Origin of the sequence: Microcoleus sp. BM001215392 (assembly GCF_036700185.1) — a bacterium.
Classification (GTDB): domain Bacteria; phylum Cyanobacteriota; class Cyanobacteriia; order Cyanobacteriales; family Microcoleaceae; genus Microcoleus.
The window spans coordinates 1-19,687 of record NZ_JAUBOJ010000089.1 but is presented as its reverse complement, the minus strand read 5'-3'; the positions used below and the strand labels follow the sequence as shown (position 1 = coordinate 19,687).

The following is a 19,687-nucleotide window of genomic DNA, read 5'->3' as shown; positions in this document are numbered from 1 at the left end:
TAATGACTAATGACCAATGACCAATGACCAATGACCAATGACCAATGACCAATGAAGGCAGGACTTCTTCATGGCAGAGAATGCCCGGTCATATTTTTAATGTATTCCTGAATTTTTTGATAATCGTCCGAGTTGCTTTCGCGCATGATAATAATATTAGTGGCGCTGTCAGGCAATGAAAAGCTGATTAGCCGACCGTTTTGTTCGCAAATAAAAGAGCTAATTCGACTCAGATCGATCGCAAAATCTTTGCGGTCGTAATTAACTTTAATCCACGATCCTTTAGAATTGCGATCGATGGTTTTTTTGATGTATTCTAGAATTTGCTTGTAAGCCTCCTGATTGCCTTGGGGATTCAGGATAATCGGCTGACTGCTATTAGGCAGCCAAAATGTGATACGCTTGTTATCCAGTTCGCTAGAAAAAGCACTAATAGTGTCAAGGTCAATTATATATGTACTTTTGTCATAAGTAATTTTACTCCAGTAAGCCACAAAAGCCCTCCTCAAACCTGCGTTTCATGGTATTTTAGGATAGTTTGACAAATCATACCATTTTAGATTTTAGATTTTAGACTTCGGCTAGTGCTCAGTCGAAGGATTTTAGATTGGGCATGACAGATGACTATCCGGGTTGGGGTTTTGCCTACAGTTGCCCGATCTTTTGAAACTGGTATCACTATTGAAATCCTAGCTAAAAAATTAAGTAAAAAATCAGTATTTTTACCTTCTACCTTCTCGATTCTCCCCGATCGCTTCTGGTACTAGCCCCCAACCCTGATGCTAGGGTCGGGGTGAGGTGTGACACTCGTTGAAAACTTTGCCCGATATCATGTCCGCTCGCGTTGCACCCGAATCAAATCCAATTGTTAGGTTGGGCGGGTGAGACTACACAGATTGTCTGCCCGATTTAAATATTGCGTGTATTCGCCCGCCCCCACAGATATCTAATATATCAGAACTCATCGATCGCACATAAAATGAGTTCAGCTTCCTGCAAGTTTCCCCACCACCAAGTCGCGAGGCTCAGCTTCTACAAAATCCTGCTTTGGCTCGGTGCTGGCGGCCTGGATAAACCCCTTAAACAACGGGTGGGGGGCGCTAGGTCGAGATTGAAATTCGGGGTGAAATTGACTGGCTATGAAAAAGGGATGGTTGGGCAATTCGATCATTTCTACCAATCGGCCGTCGGGAGATGTGCCGGATACCACATAGCCTGATTCTAAGAAAAGATTGCGGTAGGCGTTATTAAATTCGTATCTGTGCCGGTGCCGCTCGTAAATCACTTCTTTCTGGTAAAGCTGGAAAGCTAGCGTGTCTGGGTTGACTCGGCACGGATACAAACCCAGCCGCATGGTACCGCCCAAATCGACTACATCTTGCTGTTCCGGCAATAAATTAATTACCGGATTTGAGGTATCCGGGTTAAATTCAGCGCTGTTGGCATCATGTAGTTGAGCGGTGTGGCGCGCCCATTCAATCACAGCACACTGCATCCCCAAACACAATCCCAAAAAGGGTATTTTATGCTGTTTGGCATATTGTATCGCCGCTATTTTGCCGTCAACTCCCCGAATCCCAAAACCTCCGGGTACAACAATTCCGTTCATCTCTTTGAGATAGTTTTCGATGTTTCCCGATTCTAAATCTTCTGAGTTAATCCAGTGCAAATTTAGGTCGCAGCCGATCGAGATTGCGCCGTGCCGCAGAGCTTCCACCACAGAAAGATAAGCGTCGTTCAAGCGCACGTATTTGCCAACCAAAGCAATATCAATTTTGTGGCTGGGGCTGTAAAGCCGCTTGACTAAGGTTTGCCACTGAGTCAAATCGGGTTGGCGCGGTTCGAGTTTGAGCAAATTGATAGTTTGTTCTGCCAAACCTTCCTGTTCCATCATCAGCGGCACTTCGTAGATACTTTTGGCATCTTGAGCGGTGATGACGCATTCTTCGGGCACGTTGCAGAATTCCGACAATTTTTGTTTGAGACCCAAAGGTAAAGGCCGATCGCACCTACAGACTAGAATATCTGGTTGAATGCCGATCGACCGCAGTTCCTTGACCGAATGCTGAGTCGGCTTAGTTTTCATCTCCCCAGCCGAAGGAATCCAAGGTATCAGCGTCACGTGCATATACACAACATTTTGCCGCCCGACATCCTTGCGAAACTGGCGAATTGCCTCCAAAAACGGCAAAGATTCAATATCTCCCACCGTTCCGCCAATTTCCGTAATCACCACATCAGGATTAGTATTTTTTGCTACCCGAAAAATGCGCTCTTTAATCTCGTTAGTGATGTGGGGAATCACCTGCACCGTACTACCTTGATACTCGCCGCGGCGTTCCTTATTAATCACGGCTTGATAAATGGAACCCGTGGTGACGCTGTTGAGGCGAGACATCGAAGTATCGGTAAAACGCTCGTAGTGTCCCAAATCCAGGTCAGTTTCCGCACCGTCTTCGGTGACGAAGACTTCTCCGTGCTGAAACGGGCTGAGAGTGCCGGGGTCAACGTTAATATAGGGGTCTAGCTTCAAAATCGAGACAGAGTAGTCTCGGGACTTCAATAGACGGCCGAGGGAAGCCGCAACAATTCCCTTACCGATACTGGAAACCACGCCGCCGGTCACAAACACAAATTTGCTCATAGATTTTCAACTTTAGATGTTTCTAGTTAAGAAGGTAACACTCAAATCTAAGGGCTAAGATCGAAAATTGTCCAGCAGTGTTTGAGCCTTTCTCAACTACGGGTGCGAATACGACGAGTCGCCGAGCGAGCTCGATCGCACGGTTGGCATGGGTTTGGAGTGCGATCGAGCTCGTTCGGCGACTGTTGATTGTTCCTCAGTTCGCTTTTAGAGGACACCAAGAGCCGCTCAGAAACCAACGCTTCTGTTATCTCGATCGAGAATATGCTTGCAAGCGATCGGTCAAATCTGACACACTAGCCAACTCAAAAACAGCCTTTCCTAAATTATCTAATTGCTCAGTGGATAACTGACTGATGCGAGTTTGGATCTCCGGCGACAGCACGCCGACACGGGACTCCAACAGATCCACAACTAACTCCAACTTTCCTTGTTTGATACCTTGTTCGATACCTTGTTCGATACCTTGTTCGATACCTTGTTTGATACCTTGTTCAATCCCGATTCGGGTAGCTTTTGTCATTGCACCGCGCTGGTCTTGAATGAAAATTTCTCGCCTTTCCAAATCGTCTAATTCATCAGGATCTAGATTCGCTTCATTGGCAATTTCAAAAGCTTTACGGAGTTCCGGCACATTCCCCAACTCTTCTGGTACCGACCTTAACGTCCGAGCGGTTTTCATGAAATATATCCACTTGTCAGTCAAAGTCTCTAATTCTTCTAAAGTTTTGTCAAATTTTGGCAATTCAACAAAAACAAATTCTAATTCATCCGCCAAATAATCGACGAGATTATTTTTTTCTTTGATACAAAACCTCGAAATTACTGTTTCCAGATGCTCAAACATTTGGAAATCGGTAATCGTCAAGGCAATCACGGGATTTAAAAGGTTGTAGTTTTCTCCGCTTTTCAATTGTACTGAATAAGCTTTGGTGGCATTATATAAAATGCGCTTGTCAAAGGATTCTACATTCAATACCTGCATCTCAATAATGACTGTTTTTGTGCCACCAATTTTAGCTTTAACATCCAAGTAAGTATTTTTGACTCCTTTGATTTTGGGGGCTAAATAAGGGTCAAGAATTTCTAAGTCTTCGATGACTGGATTTGCTTCGTATAGAATTGCATTTAAGAAGCTAATCAAAATGTCTTTGCTGTCAGCAGAGCCGAATATTTTCTTAAATGCAAAGTCGGTTTTGGGATTGATGAAACTCATGGTAGTTTAAATTTATTAGAAACTGAAAACTTGAGCTAAAAATTATTTAAGCCATCTAACTATTATACAATATTTAGCCTTTGGGTGGGATCGCAGGGCGATCGCCCGAACCGACCTCAATACCGATTCCAGTCCCAGTCTGCGCCTGTGAAGTTGTAAAATCTGTAATCTAAAATCTCAAATCCCGTTCAGTCATTTTTCCCAGAAAGCTAACTCAGGAACGTTTCGCCAATGGTAAAGTCATGGTAGACAGAGCACCTCAAATCTGTGAAAAAATCAGCTATGAAGTTTGTCTGCGTTCTATCACCTCAACGGTTGCTTTCTGCTGGTATCGCATTGCTCGCAGCGATCCTCTTCGAGGGCTTTCCGTTTGATCGCTTTCCGTTTGATCGCTTCGCTAACGCTAACGCTAACGAGTGCGGTGTGTGGCTCGCTCCCAATGGGGCCGCGGCCAATCCGAAGCAGCAAAATCCTTCGTCTGTGCCGCCGAAAATCCTCGCAAGTAACGATGTTAGTTGCGATCGCGCCCGATCGTCGCCCGAAACTCGCTGTCGGGTCGGCGGCTTGTTCGTCAAGACTCAAAATACGGCAGCAGAACAAGTTTTTACTCTCAAACACACTGAAGTTAAAGCTAAAATTGCCGGCAATATCTCCCGCGTCGAAGTTGTACAGAAGTTTGAAAATCCTTTTCCCGAATCTTTAGAAGCTGTTTATGTATTTCCCCTACCCGATGAAGCGGCGGTGGACGATATGGAAATTAAAATCGGATCTCGCATTATTAAAGCTGATATCAAACGCCGCGATGAAGCTTTGGAAATTTACCAAAAAGCTCGCCAGCAAGGTAGGACTGCGGGTTTGTTGGAACAAGAACGATCTAATATTTTTACTCAGTCTCTGGCTAATATCAAACCGGGAGAAAAGATTGAAGTGACGATTCGCTACACCGAGAGTCTCAAATTTGCCGGTGGCGATTACGAATTTGTGTTTCCCACTGTGGTAGGCCCGCGCTATATTTCGCAAAATACGATCCCCCCCAACCCCCCCGAAGCCCGGGGGGGCGATAGTTTTAATGCCGATCGCCTAAACCCGCCTCTTTTGCCTCCGGGTACGCGATCGGGTCGCGATCTCGCTGTTTCGGTAGAAATCGATGCCGGAGTTGCGATCGGCGATGTCCGCTCTACTTCCCATCAAATTACAACAGAACGCAGCGGCAATCTTGTGCGCGTCCAACTAGCGAATTTTGACACAATTCCCAATAAAGATTTAATTCTCCGCTATCGAGTATCAGGCGAAAATACTCGCGCCACAGTCTTGAGCCAAGCCGACCAACGGGGCGGTCATTTTGCGACTTATTTGATTCCAGCATTAAACTACAAAACCAATGAAATTGTACCGAAAGATGTCGTGTTTCTGATGGATACTTCCGGTTCTCAACAGGGCGAACCGCTAGCAAAATCTAAGGAGTTGATGCGGCGCTTCATTCAAGGACTCAATCCCAAGGATACTTTTACTATTATTGATTTTGCCAACACGGCCCAAGCGCTGTCCGCTACTCCTTTAGCTAATACTGCCCAAAATCGACAAAGCGCAATTAATTATATCGATCGGTTGCAGGCTAACGGCGGTACAGAACTGCTCAATGGCATTCAAGCCGTGATGAAGTTTCCGGCTGCACCAACGGAAAGGCTGCGGAGTATTGTACTGATTACGGACGGTTATATTGGTAATGAAAACGAAGTGCTCGCCCTGGTGCAGCAAAGTATAAAACCGGGCAATCGACTTTACAGTTTTGGTGTGGGTAGTTCGGTGAATCGGTTTTTGCTCAACCGTTTGGCCGAAGTTGGTAGAGGCACGTCTCAAGTAATTCGTCAAGATGAACCTTCAGCGGAAGCTGCTGAAAAGTTTTTCCGTCAAATTAACAGTCCGGTATTGACTAATATTCAAATTAGTTGGGAAGGAATGGGCGAAAAACCGGAGAGTTATCCGATCGCACCACCGGATTTGTTTGCAAGTCAGCCGCTGGTGTTGTTTGGCAAAAAGAGCGATCGAACTAACGGCCAACTCCGCATCCGCGGCACTCAAGCGGGCGGCAAAGCTTACGAGCAGATTTTACCTGTTAATTTTGCTCAATCCGGAGCCAGACAACGGGAGTCAACTTCAGCCTCCGCAATTGTGACAGATTTTGGCAATCCGGCGGTAGCTCAACTTTGGGGGCGATCGCGCATTCAAGATTTAATGAATCAAATGTTTGGCGGCGAGACTCCTTCTCTGGTGGAAGCTGTGACTAATACAGCTTTGGCTTATCGCTTACTGTCGGAATACACCGCGTTTGTGGCTGTGAGCGAAGAAGTGCGAGTCGAACCAGATGGAGCTCGCCGTCGGGTGCAAGTGCCGGTGGAATTGCCGCAGGGTGTCAGCTATGAAGGTATTGTCCAGGCGGACGAGCGCGAGCAAACCAGAGGCCGCACTCGTGGCTTTGCCCAGACTAGCAGCAGCCCGCTACCGGTGACTCCAGCTCCTGCGAGAATGGTGCTACCGCCACCACCACCGCCACCACCACGCCAGCAGCAGATTGCTGCTCGCTTGCAAGTAGTCAGCGCTCCGGGATTGGATGCTGGGGCGATCGCCTCTCTGAATCAGTACCTGCGATCTGTTAATCTTCCAGCGGCAGTTAGCGGCGAGACGGTGTGGGATTTAACGGTACAAGACGGCCGTGTTGCGAAAGTGGCTAACGACTCTCAAACCTCGACGCTGCAAGCAACAGACGCCCTTGAGAGTCTCAAGGCTGCCTTAAACTCCTGGAAACCTCCCGCAGGATTTGAGGGCAACCTGAGACTGAAGCTACAGATTAATGTCGATCGTTAAGGAATGACTATCTATGTCACGAAACATTAACTTTTAAGTCAAAAATACCGCAACCGGGATCTCTACCGCCAGAACAATATAAAATCTTTATTAAGAGATCGCGTTAGAACAGAGAGTAATGTTAACAGGAGTTATACCGTTTGAGGCCAACGCTAAGACAGTCTAATTTTTGTAACAGTAGAATTTCTGAAACAACCTGAAGAGTAAAGATTTCTCGCTCGAACCCCCCAATCAGAGAAGGTATCACGCCCTATGGAAGTTAGCGAACTGCTCAACAATTACGAAAAAGGACAAAGAGACTTTGCTGGAGCCGATTTGAGCGGGGCAAATCTCAGCGGAGCCATATTAATCGGAGTCAACCTTTCGCGCGCTAATCTTTCCGGAGCCAACCTCAGCAGGGCATTTCTCACCAAAGCCACACTCAAAGGCGCACTGATGCACAGAACAAATCTCAGTTTTGCCAAAATGGGCGAAGCCAAACTCTCAGGCGCAGATTTGACAAAAGCGAATTTGAGCGGAGCTTTCTTGGTAAAAGCAAAATTGCCAAGGGTAAAGTTAAGCGGCGCAACTTTAACCGGCGCCAACCTGCGGAGTGCTGTGTTGTGGAATGCCAATTTGTGCAGCGCCGACTTGCAATTAGTTAACTTCCTGGGCGCCAACCTCACGGGAGCTAATTTTAAATGGGCAAACCTTTACGGTGCCAAGCTCAACAGTGCCAAACTTTTTGGTGCTCAATTAACCGGAGTCAGTCTGCGGCGAGCGCAGTTGACAGGGGTGAATCTGTGCGGTGCAGATTTGAGCGGGGTCAACGTCAGCGAAGCTAAATTGATGGGAGCTAATTTGGAAGGCTCGAATTTGGCGGGAGCGAATTTCAGCGCGGCTCAGTTGCGGGGAGTGAAGTTGGCGGGAGCAAACTTAACCGGCGCTAAGTTTAGGGGAAGTTGTTTGAAAGGCGCAAATCTGAATTGGGCAAGGCTGTGTGAAGCAGATTTAATGGCGGCAGATTTGAGCGAGGCGACTTTAATAGGAGCTAATTTAGATAATGCTTTGTTGGCGGGAGCTATTTTGCCGGAATCTACTAGGCGCTACTTTTCTTTAGCTGGGGCGTGCAAAGTCAATTCTTGGGAAGTTTCGGAAATTAAGAATTGGTAATTGTTCATGGGGCATGGGGCATGGGGCATGGGGCATGGGGAATTTGTAATTGGTAATTTGTAATTTGTAATTGGTAATTTGTAATTGGTAATTTGTAATCGGGAATATCAAATCCCTGGGCATCGGATCTAAAATCTAAAATCCTTATGGCTGTTAATTTTGGGGTGGTGCTGGTAACTGCTGCATCGGAGGTGGAAGCGGAGAATATCGCTAAATCTCTAGTTGAACACAAGCTTGCTGCTTGTGTGAGTTTGTCGCCAATTCGCTCTATCTATAGTTGGCAAGGTGAGATTCATGCGGAGTCGGAGTGGCAGTTGGTAATTAAAACAGATTTGGCTAAATTTGAGGCTTTAAAAACAAAAGTTCGGGAACTCCATTCCTATGAAGTTCCCGAAATTATTGCGATTCCCATTATCGCTGGGAGCGAGGCTTATCTCGATTGGATCGGACAATCTTTAGGTTCGCAGTCAGGACTTTAGTCCTTGATTATCCACGAATCAAGACGGACTGAAGTCCTTGCTACAAACCAAAAAATCAAGGTTCGTAGTCAGGACTTTAGTCCTAATTTATCCACGCATCAAGACGGACTGAAGTCCTAACTACAAACGAAAAAATCAAGGTTCGTAGTCAGGACTTTAGTCCTTGATTATCCACGAATCAAGACGGACTGAAGTCCTGACTACAAACGATCGCAAACCTACTAATTTTGACTGCTAGGGCCAATGACGCCGACTTTGTGGCGAAAACTTAGTTCGCCGCCGAACCAGCCTGTAACCCCCAGCAAACTTGCAACCACGATCGACAATCCTAAACCTGTAAAGACGATCGGCTCCGCCGGATTTCCTTGGCGCAACAACAGGTTGATCAGCGAAAGTACCAGAGCCGCGACATTTCCGCCCATGTGCAACCAGCCCGCACTGCGCTCGCGCACTCTTTTAATTCTGGTAAAATCTAAAAAGCCCGTGATACCAGCCAAAATCCCAGCAGCAAAACCCGCACCAATCAGCCAAACCGAAGCTCTCGCCCAAAAAGGATCGCTGGTGAGCCAGTAGCCGATATCGGTACCAGCGGCTGCGACTAAAAAGGCTACCGGAAAGGTGACGATTACGGGGTGAAGGGGATGGCCTGCAACTGAAACTGTACTGGTAATACCAGCGTCGCGATACTCTCTGTCGTCACTTTCGAGAATCGGCGGAACATTCGGAAAGGGCGTACTATTTCTTTGATTTGTTTCCATGATTTCTACCGATAAATTTTGTACAAAACCCGTTGTTATTGGATTGAAATTAATCCCAAATGCGATCGCCATTTTCATCAACCCGGGCCTGTCGAATTACGTCAGAAATTGCCTCGGCGTCTTTGACGTGGTGCAAGGCTTTCTTTTCCCCCTCGGGTTCCTCTACGATGAAATAAGTGGGAACAGTAACTGTATCTCCCGTGATATCTGGCACGTGGTCAACAGCTAATTGCTGAGCTTTTTCTTCGATGGTTTGCGGTTCGTCGGAAATGCGATCGCCCGGATTCGCAGTGCGCTCCATATCTTTGCCTGGTTTGTCGATACTCATAAAACCTCTGTGGTGTTTCTAATTTTTTGCTGACTCTAATTGCTACTATTGAACGAAAAAATTCCCTGCACAAACATCTCCCGAGGGGTGTAAGTTGCAGTTATGCCGATCGCGCATCGCCTCTTTCTGTAGGTAGAGACTTTTTTGAAGGAAGAACAAGCGTAGGGACACAGCAATGCCGTGTCCGGCGCGGGGAGTAGGGACACGGCAATACCGTGTCCCTACTTTTCATAATTGCTCTAAAATCAAAGTATCATTTCTTTTTTCCCTTTAAATTGCCCATGAAAAGTTACGATTGGATTGTAGTTGGCGGCGGGATTACTGGTGCAGCGGTGAGTTACGAACTCGCAAAAAAAGGTTTTGCTGTGCTGCTTTTGGAACGAGATGCGACGATGCAAAATGCGACTCGCTTTAGTTACGGCGGCTTGGCTTATTGGTCGGGTACGACTGATTTAACTCGGCAATTGTGTGCAGAAGGTATCGAACGCCATCGCAATTTATCTGCCCAATTAGATGCTGATACTGAGTTTCGCGAGTTGGATTTGTTGCTGACAATTGATGCGGGCGCTGATGCCGAAAAAGTAGCGGCAAATTACGCGCATTTTGCCATTCCTCCGCAGCTTTTGAGCGTTGCAGAAGCTTGCGAGTTGGAGCCTTTGCTGAATCAAAGCGCGATCGCCGGAGCTCTAACTGTGCGTCACGGTCACATTTCGCCAACTGCCACAAATCGAGCTTATTGTCAAGGGTTTTTGCGCTTGGGAGGAACTATAGAAATTGCTGAAGTAATTGGGTTGATTGTAGGGGAAAATCGGATTTGCGGAGTCAAGACGCTAGGCGAAAGCTATGCTTGCGAAAATGTGGTGATTTGTGCTGGAGGTTGGAGTCGGAGTTTGCTGAAGGCTGCGGGTATTTCTGCGGGAGTTTATTTTAGTCGCGCCGAGATTTTGGAGACGGCACCTGTGGATGTCAAACTCAGGGCTTTGGTAATGCCTGCGGTATTAAAACGTTTTGAATTGGAAGCACAATCGAGTAAAATTGAGGTAGATAACCTTTGGGATGAACCGGGTAAAGAGTTGCTACCGCCGATTTTAGATGCTGGTGCAGTTCAGTTTAATGACGGAAGTTTGCGGATTGGCCAACTGTCTCGCACTTTGACCGATTTGAATGCTAAAGTCGATCGGCCCCTGAGCGAAACCGCAATTCGTGCAGGTATCGGCAAAGTTTTGCCTGCTGTGGCAAATTTACCCGCAACTTGGCACGATTGTATTGTCGCATTCAGCGCCGATCGGCTGCCCGTAGTCGGGGAAATTGGATCTCGCCCCAGATTGCACGTTTTTTCGGGTTTGAGCAATCCTTTGGCGATCGTACCTGCTTTAGCAGAGCGATTTGCTAATTCGGCTGCGGGAGAAAAAGATTCGGCGATCGAGCTTTTGTCTCCCAATCGATTTATGGAATAATGAAGTTCGGCCTTACTTGCAATGTACGGGATGTAACGGATGGAAGTCAAGCGAGAAGTCGGAAGAAGGAAGTTCGGCAACGGATTATATAACGGATGTAACGGATGTAACGGATGGAAGTCGGAAGAAGTCCGATGGAAGTCGGAAGAAGTCCGATGACTAATGACTAATGACTAATGACTGATGACTGATGACTAATGACTAATGACTAATGACTGATGACCAATGACTAATAACTAATAAAAGGCAGCGCCACAATAAATGTAGTACCTTTGCCGATCGCACTTTCCACACTTATGGTACCGCCGTGGAGGTCAACTATGTGCTTGACTATGCACAGCCCCAAACCCGAGCCTTTAATCTTGCCGACATTCGCACCTCGTTCAAACTGCTGAAATAGTTTTGCTTCATATTCCGCTGTCATTCCAATTCCTTGATCTCGAACGCAAAATATTATTTTTTGGTTTTCGCAGCTTAATTCTAAACTAATATTGCCGCCGTTCGGAGAATATTTGATAGAATTTGAAAGCAAATTAGTCAGGAGGTGGTGCAGCAGTTTTGCATCTACATTAGCCTCCAGTCGCTCTGTTTGGGCGAGGAAACTTACGAGGTGTTTGTCTGTGACGATCGGTTGCAGTTCTTCTAAAATAGAGGTGCAGAACTCCGTCACATTTAGCTGATTTAAATTTAAGGAAAGTTTGCCTGCTTCTGCTTTACTGAGCATTAAAATATCGCTTAGCAATTCGCTCATATTGCTGACAGCTTTTTTAATGCGAGCGACATTTTTATTTGTAGTTTCTGGGACACTATCTTCCAGCATTTCAGCCGATAGCTGTATGGTAGTCAAAGGAGTATTTAAATCGTGGTAAGCCATTGAAACAAATCGCGATCTATTTTCGCTTTTTGCTGCTGCAACTGCAATTATTTTTTTCATTTTAACTGCTTCTTGATGTTTGCTCAATGCTATTTTGATAGTGGCGTGCAGTTCTCTTTCTTTAAACGGTTTGAGCAAATAGCCGTAAGAACCAGTATTTTCAGCTCGCTGCAAAGTTTCGTCGTCAGCATAAGCAGTTGTATAAATAATTGGAATGTCAAATTTTTGATTAATTATTGCTGCCGTTTCTATGCCATCTATCTCACCTTTGATGACTATATCCATTAATATTAAATCGGGTTTCAGCTCCTGAGCGCGCTGGATAGCATCGGCTCCTGAAGAAACGATATCGGCGATTTTGTATCCCAACTTTTCTAATTTTTGTGACAAATTTTTAGCAATTAATAGTTCGTCTTCGACAATCAAAATATTAATTATTGTTTCCGTGAAATCCATAGCTTTAAAACCTTTTATTATAGATTAACTCGTTAAAAGTCAAGTGAAATACTGTGCCTGTTTGTCTTGACAGTTCCAGGGTTCCTTCTAACTGCTCGGTTAAAGTACAGACAACTTGAAAACCCATCGAGTTAGTTTTCCGAAAATCTAAGTTTTCAGGAAAGCCAATGCCATTGTCCTTGACAAAGAGGTGGATTTCTCGATCGCCCGTTTGATAGCATTCTACACTAACTGTACCGCTGGCACCGTCAGGAAAAGCGTGTTTCAGGATATTTGAAACCAATTCATTAGCAATTAAGCCGCAGGGAGTAGCGGTCTCAAGATTTAGGGCAATTGGTTCAGCTATTACCTGCAACAGAATTCGGTTGTCACTTATATTGTAAGAGTGAAACAAGTTCGTTACCAAATCTTCGAGATATTCGCCAAAATTAATTTGAGCCAGGTTGGTCGAGCGGTAGAGTTTCTCATGAATCAGAGCCATAGAATAAAGGCGGTTCTGACTTTCTTCAAACATCAGGGCTAATTGCGCGTCGGGAACTGTGTTAGATTGCAGTTCTAGCAAGCTGGCAACTACGCAAAGGTTGTTTTTGACGCGGTGGTGAATCTCTTTTAGTAAAATTTCTTTTTCTTTGAGGGAGTTTTTCAAATTTGCTTCGGCTTGTTTGCGATCGCTCAGTTCAGCTTGCAGTTGCTGGTAGAGTAGAGATTGTTGAATAGCGATCGCCAATTGATTTACCAACTGCTGAAATAAATTCATTTCCCATTCTTGCCACTCCCGGGGCCCATCGCACTGGTGGGCGATCAGCAATCCCCAAACTTTGCCCTGCTGAATAATCGGCACGACTAACTTAGCCCTAACTTGAATTTGTTGCAAAAATTCCACCATACAAGGTGTAATCGAGGGGTCATCTACCTCGGAAATGGCACAAATTCGCCCTTGCAAATAAAGCTGATAATTTTGCTCCGGAAAAACTTCTTCGCCAAAAAATCGATCGACCAGCGGGCTGCATCCGGATGCCACCGCTTCAGCAAAGACTCGGCCGCTCCTTTCGGGTAAAATTTGATAAACCAAAACTCGATCGGCTAACAAGACTTGCTGGAGTTCGGCAACGGTAGTGTTGAGAATTTCCTCTAATTGCAAAGACTGGCGGACGCGACGGGCGATCGCCTCCACCAGTCGTTCTTGCTCGAACTGCTGCCTCAGGGCGATTTCGGCGGATTTAGAATTGGTGATATCGGCGGCGTAACCAATAATTTCGATGGATATACTCTTGCTGTCAACCAATAATTTCAGTTCCGTCCGCAGCCAGCGATAAAATCCGTCTCGGTGCAGAAAGCGATACTCACAAATGCAATTTTTACCCTCAGACAAATCAGAAAAGTTTACTAGAAATTGCGGCCGGTCTTCTGGGTGAATGCGACTGGACCAAAAGTTAGAATCTGCTAACACCTCTTGGGGGTCGTAGCCCACGATTGCCTTAACGTTTTCGCTGATATAAGTAGTACAAAAATCCTCCAGCGGTGTGGTAGTAAAAATTACCGCCGGATTAGAAGCTAGTAAAAAGTGCAGGCGTTCTTTTAACTGCTGCAATTCCATTTCTGCCCGCTTGCGGTAACTGATATCTTCGATCGCCGCCATGCTGTAGAGAGGAAAGCCGTCGCCGTCGCGAATCAGTGTCACCGTAAAGTTTGCCCACATCAGCTCGCCATTCTTCTTGATCAAGCGTTTTTCCATTTGGAATCGAGGAATATTGCCCTCTACCAACTGCTTGACTTGCTCTAATTCTGCTTGTAAATCTTCTGGATGCGTGAGTTCAGTAAAAGTCGCGATCGCCAACTCCGCATCGCTGTAGCCCAACATCTGGCGGTGAGCTTCATTCACTTTGATGGTGCGGTAGTCGCGCAGGTTTGCCAAACCGATCGCGATTGGAGCATCGTCAAACAAATTGCGAAACTTTTCCTCGCTCTTTTGCAGTGCAGCTTCTGCGTGTTTGCGATCGGTAATGTCCCGCGCCACCCACATCACTCGATCGACTCCCAGCGGCGAAATACTTGCATCAAACCAGAATAACTTGCCCTCAATGTTCATGCTGTATTCAACTCTGTGGGTTTCCCCAGATGCCAAGGTTTGGCGAATGTGCCCCAGGGCAAAATTAGCTTCGGCTTCCGGGAAGATTTCGGCGAGGGTTTTGCCGAGCACTTCAGGAGCCGGTTTGTACAGCAGTTGGGGAACCGTGGGGGCGACTTTGAGGTAGCGGCCGCTGGCGTCGAAAACCAGCACGATATCTGTCATCGCATTAAACAGCGCCAGCAGTTCGGCTTCGGAGTTTTGCAGTTTTTCTGCGGTCAATTTGCGATCGGTAATGTCGGTATCCGTGCCCGTGAGGCGACAAACCTTGCCCAGCGGCGATCGCACAGCACTACCGCGAATAAGTAGCCAGCAGGTGCTGCCGTCTTTGCGCAGCATCCGGTGTTCGATTTCAAAAACTTCTGTCACACCCTCTAGATAAGCATTCAGTGCTGCCTCGACTGCAACTAAATCGTCGGGATGAACCAGAGACATCCAATCTTGCACGCGGTTGGGAATCTCTGCATCCTCATAGCCCAACAAAGCTTTCAAAGACCGATCGATGTAAATTTCGTCGGTTTCCAAATTCCAGTCCCACACCCCCACTTTGCCGGCAGATACTGCCAAGTCGTAGGATTCATTACCCTGCTGGACTCTCCGTTCTAATTCTGCATTGAGTTGCTGCAAAGCAATTTCTGCTTGTTTGCGATCGGTGACATCCCGACCCGCAGCTTGATACTCGACGATTGCTTTGTTTTCGTCGAAGATCGCCCGATCGCTCCACTGTTGCCACCGAATTTCCCCGCTCGGCAAAATTACTCGGTGTTCGCAAGTAAAAACAGGATCCGAGGGAGACAGAGAAGCATATTGTGCCTGCAAAATTGCTCGGTCTTCCTCTAAAATCAGCGGCATAAAGCTGTTGCCGAGCAAGTCGGACGGCTGCACGCCAAAATAGCGACAGTAAGCTTGATTGACAAATGTGAATTTGCCGTCGGGGAGGTAGCGACAAATTAGTTCGCTCTGGTCTTCCACAATCGCCCGGTAGCGGGCTTCGCTCTGGCGCAGGGCTGTTTCGGCATTTTTGCGATCGGTGATGTCTGTAGCGACGCTGGTGACAATCCAGCAACCTGCGGCACTGTCGCGCCGGGAACTCATCACGTCGGCAATCCAGCGCCAAGCGCCGTCTGAGCGACAAAACCGATACTCTAATGAGGCTACCCGTTCGGCAAAAATGTTGTCGTATTCCGGATAAATGATGTTTTCCAGGTCTTCCGGCAGCACCCGCGACAGCCACAGGCCTTTGTCTCCCATGAGTTCCTCTGCGGTGTAGCCGAAGATTTGCTGGTGGCCGCGCGAGAAGTAATCGTACTGCCAATCTCGATCGCCAAATACTCGAAAACTGCAAATTGAGGGAGTGGCGCTATTGAGAATGTCCGAGAGTTGGGCTTGTGAAGTTTGGAGGGCAATTTCTAGGTGTTTGCGCTCCGTAATGTCGATCGAGATCCCCGCCATCTCCACAGCCTCACCCGTGGAGCTGTAAATCCCTCTACCCCTTTCCAAAAGCCAGTACAGCTTGCCGTCGGGATAAATCAGGCGAAATTCGCTTTCGTAGTCGGTGCGGGTTTCTAGGGCGCGGGCGAGGACTGACTCGACTCGGCCGATATCCTCTGGATGCACGCGCTCGCGCCAAACCTGATAATTTAACTCGTCGGTTCCGGGTCTTAAACCCATCAGCCGGAAACCGCTGTCGTTTCCGGCGATTTTGCCGGTGGCGATGTGCCACTGCCAACTGCCGGTACGGGTCAAATCTAGGGTGAGTTCCAGTTGTTCCTCGTTGCTGTCGCTGCTGGGGAAGGCTGACTGTGGCTGGGCTTCTAACACTTCTGATTGTGCTTCCGTGCGTTTTGCAACTTCTGGGTGCAGTACCTCCATCCAGCTATACATGACTGGGCGAATCATTTCTGCGCTGACTGAACCTACGAGTTGACCTGGTTCGTCCACAATTGGCAAACAATCGATCGAGTGTTGACAAAATAGCTTAAATGCGGTAAAAATATCGGTAAATTCTGATTCTTTTAAGACTATTAAACTCCGCGTCATGGCGTCGGCAACTTTCATTTCTTGCCATCTGGATGCGGCAACTAAGTTCACCATATCTCCTCGGCTTAGCACACCGACTAGGCGGTTTTCCTCGACAACTAAGAGGCAATTAATCGATGTTTTTACCCTAGTGTTTGAACCCGGAAGCGGGCAAGGGTTTGTCGCCCGAGACATCAGGGCGAGGGCCTGGGAAAGAGAAGTTGACGGTGCAACTGTCACAGGATGGCGATCGACAAATCTGGCGGGCGATCGTAAATTTGCCAACAAGTTAGTAAGTTCCATAAGTCTGATCCTAAAAATGTTGCTAACTAACTTTAGCAACACTTTTAGCGATCGGGCTCATGAGCGCTGACCCCTGTCGGCTGACCGCTGTCACAGGTCACAGGTCAACTGTCCACGGACTTTTTCCCAACCAGCAGATAAGTTTTCATTCCACCTTTGCCTTTAACTTCAATAATTCCCCGCTCCTGAAACAAATATTTGTGCCTCAATAAGTGATAAGTAGTTTCGCTGACTTGAATCCGCCAAGACAAACCGTGAGATTCCATCCGGGAAGCAAGATTTACCGTATCGCCCCACAAATCGTAAATAAACTTTTTGATGCCAATTACTCCGGCAACCACAGGGCCGCTGTGAATGCCCACGCGGATGCTAAAATATTTCTTATTCTGAGCATTAAACCGAGCTATTTCTGTTTGCATATCCAAGGCCATTTGGGCGATCGCCTCTGCGTGATCTGCCCGGGGATACGGCAGCCCTCCCACCGCCATGTATGCGTCGCCGATAGTCTTGATTTTCTCAAGGCCGTGCCGTTCGCACAACAAATCAAATCTTGAGAAAATCTTATTCAGGAGTTCCACAAGGTCGATCGGATTCATGGTGCTAGACAAAGCTGTAAAGCCCACAATATCTGCAAACAAAACAGTCACTTCCGGAAAGTATTCGGCAATAGTAGTTTCGTTTTGCTTGAGCCGTTCTGCTATTGCCTTGGGCAAGATATTTAACAGCAACTTTTCTGATTTTTCTTGTTCTTCCCGCAAGGCATCTTCTGCTTGCTTGCGTTCGGTAATGTCGTGATAACTCCAGACTCTGCCTATAATTTTATCTCCCAGCCGCTGCGGTTCCGAATAGCGTTCAAAAAATCTGCCATCTTGAAATTCCAACAAGTCGTAGCTTTCGGCTTCGGGCTGCTCGTAAAGCGATTCTATTCTCTCTTGGAATGCTTGAGGGTCTTTGAGTTGGTTCTGCACAAAAGCGATCTGTGTGGCGTCGTCTTGCAGTGCCATAATTTCGTTAGGTATGCCCCACATTTCCACAAACTCTCGATTGAAAGTTACTATTTTTCCGCTCCGGTCAATAGCTAAAATACCGTCAGCAGTTGAATCAAAGGTTGCTTGCAGCAATGACACAGACTTTGCCAAGGCATCCTCAGCCATTTTTCTAGCAGTTATATCTCGCAAAATAGCGCGAATCGCTACTAGCGAACCTTCCGAAAATTTACAGCTTATGCTGCCTTCTAGCAAGATTTGTTCGGAATGTTTAGTAATAAATATTGCTTGAATATAGTCAGGATAAACTGTATTTTCATCAAGATTTTTCTGCGTAATAGCTTGATACAATATATCCATCGATTCCGGGGAACTGTTAGGATGAATAATATCAAAAACAGTCATTTCAGCAATTTCTGCTTCGCTGTAGCCCAGAGTTTCTCGCCAAGCCCGATTTACATACAAAAAATGACCGTCTGCTCCAATACTTTGAATTAAGTCAGTAGCATTTTCAAATAAATCTCGCAGTTGTTCTTCGCTTTCTCGCAAAGCTATTTCGGCTTGCTTGCGCTTAATAAATTGACCGAGTTGGCTGCCAATTGTTGCCATTGTCTGGAGCAATTCTTCATCAAAGCAATGTACTTCGCAGCTAAATAAAGTAATCACCCCCAACACAGACCTTGCAGAATTTTCCTGCTCGTAGTCACCCAAAATCGGGAAGCCAAAAGCTCCGTGCAGTCCTTCTTCGGCAGCAATTTCTCGGCGCAGAAAATTATCACTTTCTGTAACATCTGCAATCCATTGAGGGGAACCGCTGGCCCAAACGATACCGGGCAATCCTTCGCCTAATCCAAAGGTGATTTGTTGGGCAACTTCGGCAAATTTGGGGAGCGAAACTGAGCGTTTTTGCCAACTGGCGACGCACCGCAGCAGATTGGGGTCGGAAACCGCAGTTATCCTCTTATTTCCTGACACCAATTTTTCCCCAGATTCTAACATCCAAAGTTCTGCCGTATCCCATCCCAAGCTGTCGCAAATCACGGGAAGAATTGCTGCTAAAGCTTTTTTGATAGTTTCAGATGCTGAGAGGATGCGAGTGGTGACGTACTGAGCTACTTTTCGTTTGCGGGAGCGCTGTCTGTCTGTAACGTCGCGACCGATGTAGACGAAATCTTGGAGGGCGGCCGAAGATTCATAAATCCTTTGCATTTCACTGGGAATCGCCGTACAGGAAAACGCAACTGTGAGCTTTTCTCCAGTTTTTGCGCTGCAAATTACTTCGGTGTTCGTTTGAGAAAGTTGAGTCATATCTTGGCTGACTGCTTGCAAAGATTCACCCTCCGCAGCAAGAGCGTCTATTTGCTGGCCGACTAATTCTGATTCGCTGTAGCCGAACAAATCTTGAGCGGCTTGATTGACTTTTTTAATTTTTCCCGAGCTTGTTGTTACTAACAAAACTTCGGCCATGGAAGTAATAATTTTTTCGACATAATTATTAGTGGCGGCTAAGGTACTCAATAAAATATTCATTTCATTGGTAGCCTGGACTAAAGTTTGTTCCAAACCCATCCTGTCGGTTACGTCTTCAAAAAATACAATTAATCTCTGATAATTATCGTCATTGGTGAACTCGACAATATACATATCAAAATAAAGGCGCGAGCCATTTTCTAATACCCGCGTCATCGATTTTAATTCAAAATTTGGCAACCGCCCTTCAAAAATATCGATTAAAATTTCTTCAGTTCCCACCAATTCGGGAAAGGGAATGCGAACATCGTTGCCGGCCGCTACTTCTGCTGGAGAGTCCGCAAAGCGCTGCACTTGCAGAGATGTCTCTTGGATTAAAAAGTCTCGATTTAGTGCTAGGTACTCCAAGTGGTGGGGAACCAACAGTTTTTTTAACAGGGTTTTCATGTTGGATTTTTAGTAGTGAACGCGCCCTCTGTTCGTGATAGTCATCAGTTATTAGTCATTAGTCATTAGTCATTAGTCATTAGTCATTAGTTATTAGTTATTAGT

General features: G+C 46.5%; 12 protein-coding genes. 4 read left to right on the top strand and 8 right to left on the bottom strand.

Annotation, left to right across the window (positions count from 1 at the left end):
* Positions 1-68: 68 nt before the first annotated feature.
* From QT974_RS12485 to QT974_RS12475, 3 genes are all read right to left on the bottom strand, one after another.
* A complete protein-coding gene (locus tag QT974_RS12485) occupies positions 69-494 on the bottom strand; it encodes a hypothetical protein (RefSeq protein WP_333468798.1) in 426 nt (141 codons plus the stop codon).
* 491 nt (positions 495-985) lie between these two features.
* The gene (locus QT974_RS12480) at positions 986-2,644 is read right to left on the bottom strand and encodes a CTP synthase (protein ID WP_333468797.1); all 1,659 of its coding nucleotides are present in this window, start codon (positions 2,642-2,644) and stop codon (positions 986-988) included.
* Between the two features lie 247 nt (positions 2,645-2,891).
* Positions 2,892-3,860: an Rpn family recombination-promoting nuclease/putative transposase gene (locus QT974_RS12475; protein ID WP_333468796.1), complete on the bottom strand. Its 969-nt coding sequence runs from the start codon at positions 3,858-3,860 to the stop codon at positions 2,892-2,894.
* Between the two features lie 282 nt (positions 3,861-4,142).
* Here QT974_RS12475 and QT974_RS12470 point away from each other — a divergent pair, with 282 nt between their 5' ends.
* The 3 genes from QT974_RS12470 (at position 4,143) to cutA (ending at position 8,356) form a co-directional block, all read left to right on the top strand.
* The gene (locus QT974_RS12470) at positions 4,143-6,725 is read left to right on the top strand and encodes a VIT domain-containing protein (protein ID WP_333468799.1); all 2,583 of its coding nucleotides are present in this window, start codon (positions 4,143-4,145) and stop codon (positions 6,723-6,725) included.
* Positions 6,726-6,977: 252 nt separating this feature from the next.
* The gene (locus QT974_RS12465) at positions 6,978-7,877 is read left to right on the top strand and encodes a pentapeptide repeat-containing protein (protein WP_333468795.1); all 900 of its coding nucleotides are present in this window, start codon (positions 6,978-6,980) and stop codon (positions 7,875-7,877) included.
* A 146-nt stretch (positions 7,878-8,023) separates the two neighbouring features.
* Positions 8,024-8,356 carry a divalent-cation tolerance protein CutA gene (gene cutA / locus QT974_RS12460; RefSeq protein ID WP_333468794.1) on the top strand — a complete coding sequence of 111 codons (333 nt, stop codon included), beginning with the start codon at positions 8,024-8,026 and terminating at the stop codon, positions 8,354-8,356.
* A 221-nt stretch (positions 8,357-8,577) separates the two neighbouring features.
* On the opposite strand, the gene QT974_RS12455 is transcribed toward cutA, so the two are convergent.
* Together QT974_RS12455 and QT974_RS12450 are read right to left on the bottom strand one after the other, a co-directional pair.
* Positions 8,578-9,114 carry a DUF2231 domain-containing protein gene (locus QT974_RS12455; protein WP_333468793.1) on the bottom strand — a complete coding sequence of 179 codons (537 nt, stop codon included), beginning with the start codon at positions 9,112-9,114 and terminating at the stop codon, positions 8,578-8,580.
* 49 nt (positions 9,115-9,163) lie between these two features.
* Positions 9,164-9,442, bottom strand: a complete 279-nt coding sequence (locus tag QT974_RS12450) for a hypothetical protein (protein WP_333468792.1) — start codon at positions 9,440-9,442, stop codon at positions 9,164-9,166.
* A gap of 281 nt (positions 9,443-9,723) precedes the next feature.
* Between QT974_RS12450 and QT974_RS12445 the strand changes: the two genes are divergently transcribed.
* Positions 9,724-10,899, top strand: a complete 1,176-nt coding sequence (locus QT974_RS12445; RefSeq protein ID WP_333468791.1) for an NAD(P)/FAD-dependent oxidoreductase — start codon at positions 9,724-9,726, stop codon at positions 10,897-10,899.
* Positions 10,900-11,128: 229 nt separating this feature from the next.
* On the opposite strand, the gene QT974_RS12440 is transcribed toward QT974_RS12445, so the two are convergent.
* From QT974_RS12440 to QT974_RS12430, 3 genes are all read right to left on the bottom strand, one after another.
* Positions 11,129-12,229 (bottom strand): hybrid sensor histidine kinase/response regulator, encoded by a 1,101-nt coding sequence (locus QT974_RS12440; protein WP_333468790.1) that lies wholly within the window; start codon positions 12,227-12,229, stop codon positions 11,129-11,131.
* Between the two features lie 4 nt (positions 12,230-12,233).
* On the bottom strand, positions 12,234-16,679 hold the full coding sequence (locus tag QT974_RS12435; RefSeq protein WP_333468789.1) for a PAS domain-containing protein: 4,446 nt from the start codon (positions 16,677-16,679) through the stop codon (positions 12,234-12,236).
* A 104-nt stretch (positions 16,680-16,783) separates the two neighbouring features.
* Complete coding sequence (locus QT974_RS12430) at positions 16,784-19,582, bottom strand: adenylate/guanylate cyclase domain-containing protein (protein ID WP_333468788.1); 2,799 nt, start codon at positions 19,580-19,582, stop codon at positions 16,784-16,786.
* Between the last annotated feature and the right edge of the window lie 105 nt (positions 19,583-19,687).

Bases quoted from the DNA above. Each gene is read 5' to 3' on its own strand.
- QT974_RS12480 (WP_333468797.1), bottom strand. From the start codon at position 2,644: ATGAGCAAATTTGTGTTTGTGACCGGCGGCGTGGTTTCCAGTATCGGT.
- QT974_RS12475 (WP_333468796.1), bottom strand. From the start codon at position 3,860: ATGAGTTTCATCAATCCCAAAACCGACTTTGCATTTAAGAAAATATTC.
- QT974_RS12470 (WP_333468799.1), top strand. From the start codon at position 4,143: ATGAAGTTTGTCTGCGTTCTATCACCTCAACGGTTGCTTTCTGCTGGT.
- QT974_RS12465 (WP_333468795.1), top strand. From the start codon at position 6,978: ATGGAAGTTAGCGAACTGCTCAACAATTACGAAAAAGGACAAAGAGAC.
- cutA (WP_333468794.1), top strand. From the start codon at position 8,024: ATGGCTGTTAATTTTGGGGTGGTGCTGGTAACTGCTGCATCGGAGGTG.
- QT974_RS12455 (WP_333468793.1), bottom strand. From the start codon at position 9,114: ATGGAAACAAATCAAAGAAATAGTACGCCCTTTCCGAATGTTCCGCCG.
- QT974_RS12450 (WP_333468792.1), bottom strand. From the start codon at position 9,442: ATGAGTATCGACAAACCAGGCAAAGATATGGAGCGCACTGCGAATCCG.
- QT974_RS12445 (WP_333468791.1), top strand. From the start codon at position 9,724: ATGAAAAGTTACGATTGGATTGTAGTTGGCGGCGGGATTACTGGTGCA.
- QT974_RS12440 (WP_333468790.1), bottom strand. From the start codon at position 12,229: ATGGATTTCACGGAAACAATAATTAATATTTTGATTGTCGAAGACGAA.
- QT974_RS12435 (WP_333468789.1), bottom strand. From the start codon at position 16,679: ATGGAACTTACTAACTTGTTGGCAAATTTACGATCGCCCGCCAGATTT.
- QT974_RS12430 (WP_333468788.1), bottom strand. From the start codon at position 19,582: ATGAAAACCCTGTTAAAAAAACTGTTGGTTCCCCACCACTTGGAGTAC.